Annotated in this window: 14 protein-coding genes; 3 read left to right on the top strand and 11 right to left on the bottom strand. The window is 65.1% G+C overall.

What is annotated here, in order from left to right; genetic code table 11:
• The first annotated feature begins 23 nt into the window (after positions 1–23).
• Both blaBJP and QA645_RS13080 read left to right on the top strand, forming a co-directional pair.
• Entirely contained in the window at positions 24–914 is an 891-nt protein-coding gene (gene blaBJP / locus QA645_RS13085) for a BJP family subclass B3 metallo-beta-lactamase (protein WP_283050682.1), read from the top strand.
• Positions 915–1,208: 294 nt separating this feature from the next.
• Positions 1,209–3,218, top strand: coding sequence for an EAL domain-containing protein (locus QA645_RS13080; RefSeq protein ID WP_283050680.1), 2,010 nt, complete (start codon positions 1,209–1,211; stop codon positions 3,216–3,218).
• A gap of 4 nt (positions 3,219–3,222) precedes the next feature.
• On the opposite strand, the gene QA645_RS13075 is transcribed toward QA645_RS13080, so the two are convergent.
• Genes QA645_RS13075 through QA645_RS13040 form a run of 8 tightly spaced genes read right to left on the bottom strand, consistent with a single transcriptional unit; the run spans position 3,223 to position 11,588 of the window.
• A complete protein-coding gene (locus QA645_RS13075) occupies positions 3,223–3,942 on the bottom strand; it encodes an ABC transporter ATP-binding protein (protein ID WP_254194798.1) in 720 nt (239 codons plus the stop codon).
• Positions 3,935–4,690 (bottom strand): ABC transporter ATP-binding protein, encoded by a 756-nt coding sequence (locus tag QA645_RS13070; protein ID WP_283050677.1) that lies wholly within the window; start codon positions 4,688–4,690, stop codon positions 3,935–3,937. Before QA645_RS13070 ends, QA645_RS13075 begins: the two co-directional genes overlap by 8 nt.
• Positions 4,687–5,685: a branched-chain amino acid ABC transporter permease gene (locus QA645_RS13065; protein ID WP_254132984.1), complete on the bottom strand. Its 999-nt coding sequence runs from the start codon at positions 5,683–5,685 to the stop codon at positions 4,687–4,689. The genes QA645_RS13070 and QA645_RS13065 overlap by 4 nt, the downstream gene beginning before the upstream one ends.
• Entirely contained in the window at positions 5,682–6,557 is an 876-nt protein-coding gene (locus QA645_RS13060) for a branched-chain amino acid ABC transporter permease (RefSeq protein ID WP_283050674.1), read from the bottom strand. Before QA645_RS13060 ends, QA645_RS13065 begins: the two co-directional genes overlap by 4 nt.
• Before the next feature lie 12 nt (positions 6,558–6,569).
• Positions 6,570–7,811, bottom strand: coding sequence for an ABC transporter substrate-binding protein (locus QA645_RS13055; RefSeq protein ID WP_283050672.1), 1,242 nt, complete (start codon positions 7,809–7,811; stop codon positions 6,570–6,572).
• A 23-nt stretch (positions 7,812–7,834) separates the two neighbouring features.
• Positions 7,835–10,210, bottom strand: a complete 2,376-nt coding sequence (locus tag QA645_RS13050; RefSeq protein ID WP_283050670.1) for a xanthine dehydrogenase family protein molybdopterin-binding subunit — start codon at positions 10,208–10,210, stop codon at positions 7,835–7,837.
• Positions 10,207–10,731, bottom strand: coding sequence for a (2Fe-2S)-binding protein (locus QA645_RS13045; RefSeq protein WP_283050668.1), 525 nt, complete (start codon positions 10,729–10,731; stop codon positions 10,207–10,209). The genes QA645_RS13050 and QA645_RS13045 overlap by 4 nt, the downstream gene beginning before the upstream one ends.
• Positions 10,728–11,588, bottom strand: coding sequence for a xanthine dehydrogenase family protein subunit M (locus QA645_RS13040; protein ID WP_283053176.1), 861 nt, complete (start codon positions 11,586–11,588; stop codon positions 10,728–10,730). The genes QA645_RS13045 and QA645_RS13040 overlap by 4 nt, the downstream gene beginning before the upstream one ends.
• A gap of 252 nt (positions 11,589–11,840) precedes the next feature.
• On the opposite strand from QA645_RS13040, the gene QA645_RS13035 reads away from it, so the two are divergent.
• Positions 11,841–12,461, top strand: coding sequence for a TetR/AcrR family transcriptional regulator (locus QA645_RS13035; RefSeq protein WP_283053174.1), 621 nt, complete (start codon positions 11,841–11,843; stop codon positions 12,459–12,461).
• On the opposite strand, the gene hutU is transcribed toward QA645_RS13035, so the two are convergent.
• From hutU to hutI, 3 genes are read right to left on the bottom strand one after another with little or no spacing between them, the layout of a single operon-like run.
• Positions 12,462–14,132, bottom strand: a complete 1,671-nt coding sequence (gene hutU, locus QA645_RS13030) for a urocanate hydratase (RefSeq protein ID WP_283050667.1) — start codon at positions 14,130–14,132, stop codon at positions 12,462–12,464. It lies immediately after the preceding gene.
• Positions 14,133–14,142: 10 nt separating this feature from the next.
• Positions 14,143–15,702 carry a histidine ammonia-lyase gene (hutH, locus tag QA645_RS13025; RefSeq protein WP_283050665.1) on the bottom strand — a complete coding sequence of 520 codons (1,560 nt, stop codon included), beginning with the start codon at positions 15,700–15,702 and terminating at the stop codon, positions 14,143–14,145.
• Complete coding sequence (hutI, locus tag QA645_RS13020; protein ID WP_283050663.1) at positions 15,699–16,913, bottom strand: imidazolonepropionase; 1,215 nt, start codon at positions 16,911–16,913, stop codon at positions 15,699–15,701. The genes hutH and hutI overlap by 4 nt, the downstream gene beginning before the upstream one ends.
• Positions 16,914–16,942 lie beyond the last annotated feature (29 nt).

Below are 16,942 nucleotides of genomic sequence, written 5' to 3'. Positions count from 1 at the left end.
ACAACAATCCGGGAGGACGATCCATGAGAAAGCTCACGGCCGCGCTATGCGCGATGGCGCTCTTCACCCCAGTTGCGCAAGCCCAGACCATCAAGGACTTCCTGGCCGCGGTCATGGTGAAGTGGACCGCGCCGTTCGAGCCGTTCCAGCTCATCGACAATATCTATTATGTCGGCACGGACGGCATCGCCGTCTATGTCATCAAGACGTCGCAGGGCCTGATCCTGATGGACACCGCGATGCCGCAGTCGACCGGCATGATCAAGGACAACATCGCCAAGCTCGGCTTCAAGGTCGCCGACATCAAATACATCCTCAACACCCACGCCCATCTCGACCACACCGGCGGCTTCGCCGAGATCAAGCAGGACAGCGGCGCGCAGCTCGTCGCCGGCGCGCGCGACAAGCCGCTGCTCGAAGGCGGCTACTATCCGGGCGACGAGAAGAACGCGGACCTCGGCTTTCCTCCGGTGAAGGTCGATCGCACGGTGAAGGAGGGCGACAAAGTCACGCTCGGCGATACCACGCTGACGGCGCATGAGACGCCCGGCCATTCGCCGGGCTGCACCAGTTGGGAGATGACGGTGAAGGACGGCGGGCAGGACCGCGAGGTGCTGTTCTTCTGCAGCGGCACCGTGGCGTTGAACCGCCTGGTCGGCCAGCCGACCTATCCCGGCATTGTCGACGACTATCGCGCAACCTTCGCCAAGGCCAAGGCGATGAAGATCGACGTGCTGCTCGGGCCGCATCCCGAGGTCTATGGCATGCAGGACAAGCGCGCGCAGCAGATCAAGAACCCCACGCCGAATCCATTCGTCAAGCCGGGCGAGCTTCCGGCCTACGCCACCGGCCTGTCGGAGGATTTCGACAAGGCGCTCGCCAAGCAGACGGCCGCGCTTCAACCGGCGAAGTGAAGGCCGCCGTCACCTCTGCGCGGCGGTCGTCCGCGACCGCCGCAATCGGCGCGCGGCCGAGATTGCTATGGTTAGCAGATCGTAGCCGCGACCATCTCGGACGATCTGCCGCGCGAAACGCCGCTCGCTTCCGCGGCATATCCTTAACAGCCCCTCACCAATGCACGCGGGTGGAAAATCCCGCGGTCGCGTGCAACCAGCGCTGGCGCATCCTCGTGGAACCCGTCTAACGCGCTCTTTACCCCCGCTGTGCAAGATCGCCTTCGTTTGAAGGGATTTGGGGCGCGGATTGCAATGCCTGCCGTCGATTTGAAAGCCTGTCTCGCCGCCACGGTGCGGCTGTTTCGCGTGCCGACCGATCCGGATCTGACGCGCGCGCAGTTCGACGCCTTCTCCAAGCAGATCCCCCTGCTCTACTTCATCCTGATCACCAACACGATCGCAGTGGCCTATACCTACGTGCCATTAGCGCCGGCCTCGCTGAGCATGATCGTGCCGGCCGTGTTGACCGCGGTGACCGCCCTTCGGACCGTCTGGTGGCTGCGCCAGCGGCATGTTGTGCGCAGCGACGCCGACATTCTGCGCAATCTGCGCCTCACCAACTTGATCGCGGCACCGATCGCGGCAGGTTTTACGGCCTGGTCGTTCGCGCTCTATCCCTATGGTGATGCCTTCGCCAAGAGCCAGGTCGCATTCTACATGGCCGTGACCGTGATCGGCTGCATCTTCTGCCTGATGCATCTGCGTTCAGCCGCGCTGATCGTGACGCTCGTCGTCAACGTCCCCTATGTGCTGTTCTACTTCGTCACCGGCGAGCCGACGCTGAAGGCAATGGCCATCAACAATCTGCTGGTCTCCGGCGCGATGGTAAGGGTGCTGTTCATCTACTATCGCGACTTCGCCGATCTCGTCTCCAATCGCAAATCGCTGCTGATGCAGCAGGCGGCCACGCAAGCGCTCTCGGACGAGAACTTCCGCCTCGCCAACCTCGATTCCCTCACCGAGCTGCCGAACCGCCGCCGCTTCTTCGCCGAGCTCGCGAGCGCCTTCAATGATGCCGAGCGCAGACACGTTCACGTCGCGGTCGGCATCATCGACCTCGACGGCTTCAAGCCGATCAACGACAATTACGGTCATTCCGTCGGCGACCGCGTCCTGATCGAGGCCGGCCGCCGCATCCGCGAGGTCTGCGAGGGCTTTGGACCGCAACGGGTGGAGTTTGCGCGCCTGGGCGGCGACGAGTTCGGTCTCGTCGTGTGCGGTGACCCCGAGGATGTCGATCTGGCGCGGCTCGGCGAACGCATCGGCGAGCAGGTCAAGCTGCCCTACCAGCTCGACACCGCCCATACCGGACTGTCCTGTTCGATCGGCTTCGCACTTTATCCAAACTCCGCGACGACGTCGGAAGCGCTGTACGAATGCGCCGACTATTCGCTCTACCACGCCAAGCGCCACCAGCGCGGCCGCACCGTGATCTTCTCGGGCGAACTCGAGGCGGAGATCCGCAGCCGTGGCGTCATCGAGAACCTGCTACGGACGTCCGATTTCGGCGCCGAGATGGAGCTGGTGTTCCAGCCGATCGTCGATGCCATGAGCGAGCACACTGCGGGCTTCGAGACCCTGGCGCGCTGGCACAGCCCTCGCCTCGGCTGGGTCTCGCCCGCCGACTTCATCCCGGCGGCCGAGCGCATCGGCCTGATCCGGCCGCTGACGCAGGTGCTGCTGGCGCGCGCTCTCGCGACCGCAAAGTCCTGGCCCGACCACATCCGCCTGTCGTTCAATCTCTCCGCCCACGACGTCTGCGCGGCCGAGGGCATTTTGCCGCTGATCGCCATCATCGAGAGGAGCGGCCTGCCGCCGCACCGGATCGATTTCGAGATCACGGAGACGGCCGTCACCTTCGACTTCGTCCGTGCCCAGCAATCGATCGCGACGCTGAAGGCGATGGGCTGCGGCATCTCGCTGGATGATTTCGGCACCGGCTATTCCTCGCTGAGCCATGTGCACCGCCTGCCGCTGGACAAGCTCAAGATCGACCGCAGCTTCGTCGCGGACATCAACGAGAATCCGGTCAGCCACAAGATCATCAAGTCGCTCACGGGCCTCTGCGACGACATGGAGATCGCCTGCGTGGTCGAGGGCGTCGAGACCCGCGCCCAGCTCGACACGCTGCGCCGGCTCGGGTGCGACTTCATCCAGGGCTATTATTTCGCAAAGCCCATGCCGGGCGCGGCAATCGAGGACTATCTCGCCAAGGAACGCGAGCGCCTGGACCACGGCTCAACCAGCAAGGTCGTCGCCTGAGGCATCACACCGCGCAATAGCGCTCCTGGATGTCCTTGTCCGCGAGCAGTGCGGCCGCACTGCTCTCATGCACGACCTCGCCCTGATCGATGATCACGGCGCGGTCGGCCAGGCGCAAGGCCCATTCGACGTTCTGCTCGACCAGCAGCAGCGTCTTGCCTGCGTCGCGCAGGCGGCGGAACAGCACGCCCATCTCCTCGACCAGCACCGGCATGATGCCTTCCGAGGGCTCGTCCAGCAGGATCATCCTGGGATCGGCGATCAGCGCGCGCGCGATCGCCAGCATCTGCTGCTCGCCGCCGGAGAGCGTCACGCCCTCCTGGTCGAGCCGCTCCTTCAGCCGCGGAAACGTCTCGGCGATCTCGTCGATCGCTGCGCGCTCGTCGATCGCGCGGCCGGCTGCCACGAGGCCGAGCCGCAGGTTTTCGCGCACGGTGAGACCGGGAACGATGCGGCGTTCTTCGGGGACATAGGCAAGCCCAAGGTGGAAGCGCTGATGGGCGCGGAGCGGCAACAGCTCCTTGCCAGCAAAACGGACGTGCCCCGTCGCCTTCGGCATCAGCCCCATCATCGCCCGCAAGGTCGTGGTCTTGCCGGCACCGTTGCGGCCAACCAGCGCGACCACCTCGCCCTCCTTCACGTGCAGCGAGATGCCGTGCAGGATGTGGCTCGCGCCGTACCAGGCATGGAGATCGTTGATATCGAGCAGCGCGGTCTCAGCCATAACCTTCACTCTGTCCGAGATAGACCCGGCGGACCTCCGGATTGCTCCTGATCTCGTCGGGCGCGCCGTCCGCCAGCAGGCGGCCGTGATGCAGCACCACGACGCGCTTGGAGAGGCCCAGCACCATCTTCATCTTGTGCTCGACCAGCAGCACGGTGCGCTTGTCGGCGAGCCGCTCCAGCAGCGCGACCATGTCCTTGGTCTCTTCCGGCCCCATGCCGGCGGTCGGCTCGTCGAGCAGCAGCAGTTCCGGCTCCGAGACCAGCGCGATTGCGATCTCCAGCGCGCGCTGCTGGCCATGCGAGAGGAATTTTGCCAGCTCGCCGCGCTTGCCGAGCAGGCCGACCGCGTCGAGCGCGGCGTCGGCCTTGGCATTGAGCTCCGGCAAATGCGCGCGGTTGCGCCAGATGTCATAGCTGACGCTCAGCGCCTGCGCCGCCACGCGCACGTTCTCGTGCACGGACAAGTCCGGGAAGATGTTGGTGATCTGGTAGGAGCGCGAGATGCCCTGATGCACGAAGCGATGCTGCGGCAAGCCGCTCAACTCGCGCCCGCGGAAGTGCAGCTTGCCCGAGGTCGGCGTCAGCGCGCCGGAGAGGATGTTGAAGAAGGTGCTCTTGCCCGCCCCGTTCGGCCCGATGATCGAGGTGAGCTGGCCCGCGGCAAAGGACACGGTGATGCCCTCGAGCGCGGTGAAGCCGCCAAAGCGCTTGCCGATGCCGTCGGCGCGAAGCAGTTCGCCGGTCATGGCCGTGCCTTTCCGACACCCAGCGCGTCCAGCAGCGTGCCCCAGATCCCCTTGGGCAGGAACAGCACGAACAGCACGAAGATCGCGCCGACAAAGATCTGCCAGTGCGGCGTCCAGACCGAGATGACGTCCTCCAGGACGAGGAATGTGGCCGCGCCGACGAAGGGCCCGAAGAAGCTGCGGGCGCCGCCGAGCAGCACCATCATCACGATCATGCCCGACGTCTGGTAGTGCAGGATATCCAGCGGCACGATCGACAGATGCAGCGCCAGCATGCAGCCGCCGAGCGATGAGATCGCGCCCGACAGCATGAACACGATCAGCTTGCTGCGCTCGACATTGTAACCGCAGGCCCGCGCCCGCTGCTCGTTCTCCCGGATCGCCTCGATCACTGCGCCGAATGGCGAGTTCAGGATGCGCGACTGGAACCACATGGCGAGCGCCGCGAGCGCCATCAGCACGTAATATTTATTGACGGGATCGAGGAAGTTGACCGAGAGACCAAACAGGTTGATGCGGTCGACGGTGAAGCCGCGCAGGCCATTCTCGCCGCCGGTGAAGGACGCGGCCTGCAGTGCGACGTAATAGACGAGCTGGGCCAGCGCGAGCGTCACCATGGAGAAATAAATACCGCGCGTCCGCGTCGAGACGATTCCGATCGCGGCGGCAAGGCAGGTGCTGAGCAGAACGGCGATCGGCACCGCCATGAACCAGGGCAAACCGTAGCGGCCGATCGCGATCCCGGTGAAATAAGCACCCGCGCCAAAGAACGCCGCCTGGCCGAACGACAACAGCCCGGTGTAGCCGAACAACAGATTATAGCCCATCACCACGACGCCGTAGATCAGGACGTTGACGGCCAGCGCCTGCGACGGCAGCAGCCAAGGCAACACGGCCAGCACCGCGACCGACAGCAGCACGCGCTGCTCAAGAAGCCAACCGAGGCCTCCGGACGCTGGCTTGGCGACCGCTTCGCCGCTCGATGGTGACGTCACGTGGTCCTCCCCCTCACGCCGAACAGGCCTTGCGGGCGGATCAGCAGCACCACGGCCATCAGGGCGAACATGACGATGGTCGCCATTTCCGGCGCAAACAGCGCCACCAGGCTGATGGAAATGCCGACCATGAGACCGGCGACGACGGCACCCACGATCGAACCGAGGCCGCCGATCACCGTGACCACAAAGGCTTCCGCCAGCACCAGCGAGCCCATTTCCGGATTGACGCTGCGCATGGGGCCCGCAAGCACGCCGCCAAGCGCGGCAAGCCCGACACCAAGGCCGAAGATCGCAAGCCAGACCCGGCCGATATCGACGCCGAGCACCTGCATGATCATGGGATCACGCGCGCCGGCGCGCACGATCAGGCCGATACGGGTCTTCTCCAGCGCCAGCCACAGCAAAAGAAGTACCACGGCGACCAGCGCAATCACGAACAGGCGATAGCGCGGGAAGAAGCCGATGCCGAGATCAAGCACGCCGATCAACTGCGGCGGGGTCGGGAACGGAATGCCGTCGCTGCCGAACACGATGCGCACACCCTCGACCAGGATGTAGCTGAGGCCGAAGGTGAGCAGCAGCGGATCGTCGATCGAGCGTCCGTAGAGTCTGCGGATCAGGACGAACTCGATCAGCATGCCGAAGGCGCCCATCAGGATCGGCGCCAACAGCAAACCCCACCAGAAGCTTCCGGTGAGAGACGCCAGATACAGCCCCGCATAGGCGCCGATCATGAACAGCGCGCCATGGGCGAAATTCACCACGCCCAACATGCCGAACACGATCGTCAATCCGAGCGCAGTGATCACCAGGACCGCCCCAAGGGCGATCCCGGAGAGAAGCTGCATGATGATCAGCGACAGGTCCATCGTCACACTGCTTCAGGTCGCGTGGCCGAGCTCGCTGCAGCTGCGCAGCATGTCGTCGGAGCCGGCGTCGTTGGCGAGAATGGCGAACAGATCATTGTCGTTCGCCATGGCCGACTTCTTCTTGGACTCCAGCACCAGCACCGACTGCACCGACTGATGGTCGCATTTGCGGTAATGCTGCGGACCCTTGGTCAGATCGTATTGCAGCTTCTCCAGCGCATCGACGACCTTGTCGGTGTCGGTACCGCCGGCGGTCTGCATCGCCGCCAGCAGCGATCCGACGCCGGAATAGCCGTACGCACCGTAGTCGGTCGGGATCGCGCCGGCATTGGCGGCCTTGAAGGCCGCGTTGAAATCGGCCGCCGTCTTGCTCTGGGTCTCCAGACCCCAATAGTAATTGGCGCCGCCGACCACGCCCTCGAACACGTCGGGGCCGACCGCGAGGCGCTGGTTATGCAGGATCACGGGCACGACGATCTTCATCTGCTGCTTCACGCCGAAATCGACCGCCTGCTTGATCGCATTGGCCTGGTCGCGGCCGAAATTGGAGATGCAGAGCACGTCCGGCCGCATCGACATCAGGCGCGGCATGAAGGTGGAATAATCGGCGGCACCGAACGGATGCAGGATCTCGCCGACATTGTCGGCGCCGATCGTAGCCTGCGCGCGCTTGAAGCCGCGCAGCATTTCATGGCCGTAGGCATAATCCGCGACGAGATGTGCGACCTTCATGCCCTTCTTCAGGGTCTGCCGCGCCACGGCAGAAGTCGTCATGTGCGGGTTCAGCGCCTCATGGAAGGTGTATTTGCTGAAATCCTTGGCCTCGTTGATGGTGTCTGACTGGCTGATCGACACATAGATCACGCCGCGGGCACGGGTGACCTCGTTGACTGCGAGCTGCACGGCGCTCGAGAGCGCGCCGACCACGGCATGGACCTTGTCTTTTTCGATCAGCTCCAAAGTGCGGGTCGCGGCCTCGCCGGCGTTGAGCTTGTCGTCGCGCACCAACAGCTCGACCTTGCGGCCGCCGATGCCGCCCTTGTCATTGACGAGCTTGACGGCGAGCTCCGCACACTTGACCTGATCGCGCGCTTCCGCGGCGAACGGGCCGGTCAGCGGCGTCGGAAAGCCGATGCGGATCGTTTCATCCGCTGCGCGTCCGAGCCGGGGCATGGCGAGCAGCGCAGCGCCGGCCGAGAGGCCGGCGAGCGCGGTACGGCGGGATATTTTCGCGGTCGAACCGGATTTGGGCATAATCTCCTCCAACTGTCTTTTTTCTAGAATCGCTTCAGGGCTTTCAGGACTCTTGTGGGCGTGATCGGGATCGCATTGATCGTGGCATCGAACGGCGAAAGCGCATCGTTGACCGCGTTGAGCACGCAGGCGGACGCTGCGGCCGTGCCGGCCTCCCCAACCCCCTTGGCGCCGAGCTCGGTGTCGGCGGTCGGCGTCTCGACATGCGCGATCAGGATGTCGGGCATCTCCATCGGCATCGGCACGAGGTAGTCCGCAAGCGAACCGTTCATGAGCTGGCCGGTTTCGCTGTAGCGGCATTCCTCGAACAGGGCCGCACCCAACCCCTGCACAATGCCGCCGCGAAGCTGCTCATCCACCAGCATCGGATTGATGACGCGACCGCAATCCTCGACGATGAAATGCTTCAACACCTTGATGAAGCCGGTCTCGACATCGACCTCCAGCGAGCAGCCCTGGATGCCGTTCGTGAAGGCGAAGGGATAGCCTTGCGGCGCGAAGTGATGACTGACGGTGAGCTGCGGTTGCGTTCCCGGCGGCAGGGTGTCGGAGCGGAAATAGGCAATGCGCGCGATCTCGGAGATCGGCAGACGCTGCTGCCGCGTCGCGGCATCCACCACCTGGCCGTCGATGATATCGAGCGCCGCCGGTTGCTCCTGAAGGATGAGCGCCGCGATCTCCAGAATGTTGCGTTTGAGCACGCGCGTGGCCTGCAGTGCGGTCTCGCCACCGATGCCGGCGCCGCGGCAGGCCCAGGTGGCGCCGCCATGCGGCGTGACCTCGGTATCGCCGGTGACGACCTTGACATGGTCCTGCGCGATACCGAGCTGATCGGCCACGATCTGGCCGATGATCGCCTCGGTGCCCTGTCCCTGCTCGGTGACGGAGATCAGGCAACGTACCTCGCCGGACGGCGTCAGGCTCAGAATGGCACCGTCCTGCGAGGAGATGCGCGCACCGCCGACACCATAGAAGGCCGGCCCCGGATTGGTGATCTCGATGAATGTCGCAATCCCGATGCCGCGATAGACGCCGCGCTTGCGCAAGTCCGCCTGCTCGGCACGCAAGGAGTCGTAATCCATCATCTCGTGCAGGCGCTTCAAACACGCCTGATGCGACAACGCCTCGAAACGGTAGCCGGTCGGCGAAGTCTGCGGATAGGAATCGTCGGCGATGACGTTCCGCGCACGGATCGCGAAGGGATCGAGGCCAACCTTGCTTGCAGCCATATCGACCAGCCGCTCGGTGACGGCGCAGGCGATGGGATGGCCAACGGCGCGATACTGGCTGGTCTGCACCTTGTTCTGGAACAGCACTTCCAGCGTGGCGCGATAGTTCTTGAAGCGATAGGGACCGCCCATCAGGCGGATCACCTGGTTGCCCTCGACCACGCTGGTGCGCGGATAGGTCGAGAAAGCCCCGATCGCAGTGAGATCTAGCACGTCCATCGCAAGAATCTCGCCCGTGGCGTCGAGCGCCATGCGGGCCCGGACGCGATGATCGCGGGCGTGGATGTCGGAGACGAAGGATTCGATGCGGTCGGCGACGTATTTGACGGGACGGCCGAGCAGGATCGAGAGGCCGACCACCGCCATGTCCTCGTGATAGACGTGCAACTTCATCCCGAAGGAGCCGCCGATGTCGGTCGCGATGACGCGGACACGGGCCTCGGGGATGCCGTAATGGCGCGAATAGAGGTCCTGGAACTGATACGGCGTCTGCGTCGCGTGATGCACAGTGAGCATGCCCGCGGACGGATCGTAATCAGCGACGATGGCGCGCGGCTCCAGCGTCACCGCGGTGTGACGGCCGAACGAAAATTCCTCTTCCACCACGTGGGCGGCGTGCGCGAAGGCATCATCGACGGTGCCGCTATCGAGCTGGCTACGGAAGCAGACATTGTTGGTGCTACCGGCATTGATCAGCGGCCCGCCAGCCCGGCGCGCCGCGTCGATATCCACGACCAGCGGGAGGTCCTCGTAGTCGACCCTGATCCGCTCCAGCGCATCCTCGGCAATCGCCCGGCTCTCGGCAACGACCGCGACCACCGCCTGCCCGGCCCAGACGACGCGCTCGAGCGGCAGTGGCCATTGCGGTGTGGAGGTCATGCCCTTGAAGTGATCGAGCGTGCCGGTCCAGGACGTGCAGATCTTTGCCAGATCCTCGCCGGTCGCGACGAGATGCACGCCTTCGAGGGCGCGCGCTTCGTCTGTCTTAATCGCGACGATCTTCGCATGGGCATGCGGGCTGCGCAGGAACGCGGCATAAAGCATACGCGGCAGCTTGAGATCACTGACATAGCGTCCACGTCCAGCCAGCAGGCGCTTGGCGTTGGGCCGCGGCACCGAGCGGCCGATATAGGAGTTGGGACGATCGAGCGAGGTCAGCGGCGCGCTCATGGCGTACCCCCGGCTTCCCGCCGTGCTTTGGCAACGGCGTCGATCGCATCGACGATCGCCTCGTATCCGGTGCAACGGCAGCAATTGCCCGACAGCGCGTCGCGGATGTCCTCACGGCTCGGCTCCGCCACCTGCGAGAGCAGCTCTTGCGCGTTCACCAGCATGCCCGGCGTGCAGAAGCCGCATTGCAGCGCGTTGCGGCGATGGAATTCAGCCTGGAGATCGGCGATGACGCCGCTCTCGGTAAGGCCTTCGATGGTGTTGATCTCGGCGCCGTCGGCCTGCACCGCGAACATCAGGCAGGAATGCACGGCGCGACCGTCGATCTGCACGAGACAAGCGCCGCAAGCGCCCATCTCGCAGCCGGCATGAGTGCCGGTCAGCTCCAGCGCGTTGCGCAGGCAATCGACCAGCGTCTCGCGCGGCGCAACCTCGCAGGCGACCTTGCGGCCGTTGACGACGAAGCGGACGCGCACGGTCTCGTCGACTTCATCCAGCAGGGATTCGTCGAAGCCACTCATGCACCGTCCCTCAACCGCCCGAGCAGGCGCCCCAGCAGCACGCGCGCGAGATGCAGCCGCATCGCCGGCGGCACCTCGTCGCTGTCGGGCGGCGCGAGGTCGCTTTCGAGCGCAACTTGTGCAGCGGCGATACGCTCCGCATCCAGGCTCGACCCGATCAGGGCCGCCTCGGCGCCCTTCACGCGCGTTGGAATATTGCCGACCGAAAAGAAGGAGATGCGGATGTCGTCGATGTGGTCGCCGGCGCAGGTTGCGAGCATGCCGCAGCCGACCAGCGCATAATCGCCGCGACGGCGTGCCAATTCATCGAAGGCAAAGCGCTGGTCAGCCTTGAACAAGGGAATGTGGATTGCGGTAATCAGTTCACCGGGCTGCAAGGCGGTCTCGAACAGGTCGAGGAAGAAATCGTCGGCCTTGATGCGTCGGGTACCGGAGGAGCCGGCGATCTCGATCTCGGCATCGAGCGCCAGCGTCATCGCCGGAAATTCGGAGGCGGGATCGGCGAGCGCGACGCTGCCGCCGAACGTGCCGCGATTGCGGATCGCGGGGTGGGCAACGAAGGGCGCGGCCGCGTGCAACAGCGGCGCGAACTCGGCGATCAGCGGCTCGCTCAGCATTTCGCAATGGCGCGTCAGCGCGCCGATGCGCAAAAAGCCGCCTTCGCGCCTGACGCCGCGCATCTCAGCAATGTGGGTGATGTCGATCAGGAGCCGCGGCGCCTGCAGCCGCAACGACAGCGCCGGCACGAGGCTCTGGCCGCCGGCAATGAAGCGCGCGTCGTCGCCAGCGCGCGCATGAGCATCCAGCGCCTGGTCGATCGTCGCAGCACGAAAATAGCTGAAAGCCCTCGCCTTCACCGCCGTTTCCTCGAGATCCATCGGCTCATCAGCCGGGATGCCAGATTTGTAACCATCTGGTCTCAAAATCCTGACACGCCGCCGGAGAGCGGTCAACAGGAAATGACCATTTGGTCACAAATGCACCTTTAGGCTAAGAAGGCGGAAGAGATCGCGATTCACGGTCAAATGGCGAAGAAGACGCAGAAGACGGCGAAGCGACCGGCCCGACGAAGGGCCGAGACGGACAAGGCCGCGCCAAAGCGCCGCAACATGCGCGCGCCCGACCGCGAGCGGGCGATCGTCGACGAAGCCATCCGCTTCTTTGCCGAGCGCGGTTTTGAAGGCCAGACCCGCGAACTGGCAAAACGCATGGGCATCACCCATTCGGCGATCTATCGCCACTTCCCGAGCAAGGAGGCGCTGATCGAGCGGGTCTACCAGGAGGTCTATCTCAGCCGCTGGTCGCCGGACTGGGGTCCACTGATCCGCGACCGCTCACAGTCGCTGGAGGCGCGGCTGACGCGCTTCTATCTCGACTATGTCGAGCGCGTGTTCGAGTACAATTGGGTGCGGATCTTCGTCTCATCCGGCATGAAGTCGTTCGGCATCACGGGCCGCTATCTCGACATCGTCCGCCGCGAGATCATCGAGCCCGCGGCGGCCGAGCTGCGGCACGATCTGAAATTGCCCGATGCAAACGCCCATCCGCTCGGCGAACGCGAGACCGAGCTGTTCTGGGGCCTGCACGGCCGCATCTTCTATCTCGCCATCCGCAAATTCATCTACGAAACGCCGATCCCGTCCGATCTCGACGCGATCGTCCGTGACGCCGTCCAGACCTTCATGGACGGCGCCAAGACGACGATGCCGAAGCTCCTGGTGCGCGGCTAGCTACTTCGCAAGGCTCGGCAGATCGAGCCCCTTGTCGCGAGCGCAGTCGATCGCAATGTCGTAGCCCGCATCCGCATGGCGCATGACGCCGGAAGCCGGATCGTTCCACAGCACGCGCTCGATGCGCTTTGCGGCTTCCGGCGTACCATCGGCGACGATCACCATGCCGGCGTGCTGCGAATAGCCGATGCCGACGCCGCCGCCATGATGCAGCGAGACCCAGGTCGCGCCGCTGGCGCAATTGAGCAGCGCATTGAGCAGCGGCCAGTCGGATACCGCATCCGAGCCATCCTTCATCGCCTCGGTCTCGCGGTTCGGGCTTGCCACCGAGCCGCTGTCGAGATGGTCGCGGCCGATCACGATCGGCGCCTTCAATTCGCCGCGCGCGACCATCTCGTTGAAAGCAAGGCCGAGGCGATGGCGATCGCCGAGGCCGACCCAGCAGATCCGCGCCGGCAGGCCCTGGAACTTGATGCGTTCCTTCGCCATGTCGAGCCAATTGTGCAGATGCTTGTCGTCGGGCATCAGCTCCTTGACCTTGGCGTCGGTCTTGAAGATGTCCTCGGGATCGCCCGACAGCGCGGCCCAGCGGAACGGCCCGACGCCACGGCAGAACAGCGGACGGATATAGGCCGGCACGAAGCCGGGGAAGTCGAAGGCGTTCTTCAGCCCCATGTCCTGCGCCATCTGGCGGATATTGTTGCCGTAGTCGAGCGTCGGAATGCCCTGCGCGTGGAAATCCAGCAAGGCCTGGACGTGCTCGACCATCGACGTCTTCGACGCCCGCTCGACGCCCTTCGGATCGGAGGCGCGCTTGGATTCCCAATCGGCCAGCGTCCAGCCCTTCGGCAGATAGCCGTTGATCGGATCATGCGCGCTGGTCTGGTCGGTGACGATGTCGGGCTTGACGCCGCGGCGCACCAGCTCAGGGAAAATCTCCGCGGCATTGCCGAGCAGTCCGACCGAAACGGCCTTCTTCGTTGTCGCAGCTTCCGCCATGATCGCCAGCGCTTCGTCGAGCGTTGCGGCCTGACGATCGAGATAGCCGGTGCGCAGGCGCATCTCAATGCGGCTCGGCTGGCATTCGACCGCGAGCATCGACGCGCCCGCCATGGTCGCGGCCAGCGGCTGCGCGCCGCCCATGCCGCCGAGGCCGGCGGTGAGAATCCATTTGCCGGCAAGGCTGCCGCCATAATGGCGACGGCCGACCTCCACGAAGGTCTCGTAAGTGCCCTGCACGATGCCCTGGCTGCCGATATAGATCCAGGAGCCCGCGGTCATCTGGCCGTACATCATCAGGCCCAGGCGATCGAGCTCGTTGAAATGGTCGAGCGTCGCCCAATGCGGCACGATGTTGGAGTTCGCGATCAGCACACGCGGCGCATCCGCATGGGTTCGGAACACGCCGACCGGCTTGCCGGACTGAACCAGCAGCGTCTGGTCGTTCTCGAGCTTGCGCAAGGCGGCCGTGATCCGATCAAAACTCTCCCAATCGCGCGCGGCGCGGCCGATGCCGCCATAGACGACGAGCTCGCTCGGGCGCTCGGCGACATCGGGATCGAGATTGTTCATGAGCATGCGGAGCGGTGCTTCGGTCAGCCAGCTCTTGGCGCTGATGTCGCTGCCGCGAGGGGCGCGGATGGTGCGGTCATTGTCCAGTCGGCGGTTCATGAAGACCTCTTCAGACAAGTCTTGGAAATGGATCGGTTGAGAGCGAAGTGAGCGCGACGGCCGGGAGCGCATCAGCTTCGATCAGCGCGGCGGCTTTGGCGAGGTCGTCGGCCATGTAGCGATCGGCACCGAGCTCCGCGACCTGCTCGCGAAGCAAGGCGATAACCGCAACGAGCGGCGAGCTGGTTGCATGGGGCGCGCGCAGCGTGATGCCCTGGGCTGCGACCAGAAGCTCGATGCCGAGGATCGCCGCAAGATTGTCGGCCATATCGGAAAGCCGCCGCGCGGCATGCGCGGCCATCGAGACGTGGTCTTCCTGGTTGGCGCTGGTCGGCGTCGAGTCGATCGAGCAAGCCGCGGCGCGCTGCTTGTTCTCGGCATAGAGTGCGGCCGCCGTCACCTCCGCGATCATGAAGCCGGAATTGATGCCGGGATCGGGGGTGAGGAACGGCGGCAGGCCGAAATTGAGCGCTGGATCGACCAGCGTGGCGATGCGACGCTCGCTGATCGCGCCGATCTCCGACAACACCAGCGCGATCGTATCGGCGGCAAAGGCGACCGGCTCGGCGTGGAAATTGCCGCCGGAGACGATCTCGCCGGTCTCGACCAGCACCAGCGGATTATCGGTGACGGCATTCGCCTCGACGATCAGCGTGCGCGCGGCCTGCGTGATCAGATCGAGCGCAGCACCCGCAACCTGGGGCTGGCAGCGCAGGCAGTAGGGATCCTGCACGCGCTCGTCGCCGTCGAGATGAGACAGACGGATATCGCTGCCGTCGAGCAGTGCGGTCAGCGTTGCCGCCGCGGCAATTTGCCCGGGATGACCGCGCAACGCCTGGATCTCGGGACGGAACGGCACGGTCGATGCCATCGCAGCATCGACCGACAGCGCCCCTGTGACGAGGGCGGCACGGGCCAGGCGAAATGCGCGCAGCACGCCGGCGATGGCGTAGGCCGTCGAGAACTGCGTGCCGTTGATCAGCGCGAGCCCTTCCTTGGGGCCGAGCGTCAGCGGCGCAAGGCCGGCCGCGGCCAGCGCCTCGCTGCCTGACACCGTCTTGCCATCGACGATCGCCTGCCCTTCGCCGATCATCACTGCGGTCATGTGCGCGAGCGGTGCGAGATCGCCGGAGGCGCCGACCGAGCCCTGCTGCGGGACCAGCGGGTAGACACCGCGCGCAAGCATCTTCTGAAGCTGCTCGATGACCTCGCGGCGCACGCCGGAGGCGCCGCGGCCGAGCGAGACGATTTTGAGCGCCATCATCAATCGCACAATCGCCTCCGGCGTGGCCGGGCCGACACCGCAGCAATGCGAGACGATGAGATTGCGCTGGAGCAGCGCGGTCTGATCGGGCGGAATCCGTCTTGAGGCCAGCTTTCCGAAGCCGGTGTTGATGCCATAGACCGGCGCGGCAGCCTGCGCGGCCTTGGCGACAATCTGCGCAGCCGCCTCGACGCGCGGCCAGAACGCGGGATCGAGTTCGACGGAATCGCCAGCCAGCACACGCGCAAGATCGTCGAGGCTCACCGTACCCGGCCTGACGACGATTGTTGCGCCCTGCCCGGTCACTGGCCCCTCCAGACACGGCGGTGCAGCGGATTGAAGCCGATGCGGTAGACGAGCTCGGCGGGACGCTCGATGTCCCAGATCGCGAGGTCGCACCATTTTCCGGCTTCCAGCGTGCCGGTCTCCTCCAGCACACCGAGCGCCCGCGCGCCTTCGCGGGTGACGCCGGCGAGGCACTCGGCCACATTCATCCGGAACAGCGTCGCGCCCATGTTCATGGCGAGCAGCAAGGAGGTCAGCGGCGAGCTGCCGGGATTGCAGTCGGTCGCCAGCGCCATGGGAACGCCGTGCTTGCGGAACGCCTCGACCGGCGGCTTCTGCGTCTCACGGATGAAATAGAAGGCGCCGGGCAGCAGCACGGCCACCGTTCCGGCCTTCGCCATCGCACTCGCGCCGGCTTCGTCGGTGTGCTCCAGGTGATCGGCAGACAGCGCCGAGAATTTCGCGGCGAGCGCAGCGCCGCCGAGATTCGAGAGCTGATCGGCATGGAGCTTGACCGGCAGACCAAGCGCCCTCGCCGCCTCGAACACCAGCGCAGCTTGCTCCGCCGAGAACGCGATGCCCTCCATGAAGGCATCAACGGCATCAGCAAGGCCCGCCTTTGCGACAGCCGGCAGCATCTCGTTGCAGACGAGATCTATATAGCGATCCTTATCGCCTTCGGCTTCCAGCGGCAGCGCGTGCGCGCCGAGGAACGAGGTGCGGATTGCGATCTTCCGCTGGCGACCGAGGCTCCGCGCGGCCGTGAGCTGGCGCATCTCGGTCTCGGTGTCCAGGCCATAGCCGGACTTGATCTCGACCGTGGTGGCGCCCTCGCCGATCAGCGCATCGAGCCGGGGCAATGCGCTTGCGACGAGTTCCGCTTCGCTTGCCCTGCGCGTCGCAGCCACGGTCGAAACGATGCCGCCGCCGGCGCGCGCAATCTCCTCGTAGCTCGCGCCCTTCAGGCGCAGCTCGAATTCATGCGCGCGGTTGCCGCCATAGACGAGATGAGTGTGGCAGTCGACGAGGCCGGGCGTGATCCAGCGGCCCTCGCAATCGACCCGCTGGATCGCATCCGCATCCGCCGGGAAGTCTGCGGCTGCGCCGGCATAGGCGATGTGGCCGTCGCGTATGGCGATGACGCCACGCTCGATCTCGCCGAGGTCGGGACGATCGGCCCGCATCGTGGCAAGCCGGGCGTTGTGCCAGATCCGGTCGAAGCGCTCTGCCATGCGTGTGTCCCTTGGCCGTGGGATGCTTG

It is taken from the genome of Bradyrhizobium sp. CIAT3101 (assembly GCF_029714945.1).
GTDB lineage: Bacteria > Pseudomonadota > Alphaproteobacteria > Rhizobiales > Xanthobacteraceae > Bradyrhizobium.
This window is presented reverse-complemented; position numbering and strand designations above follow the sequence as displayed.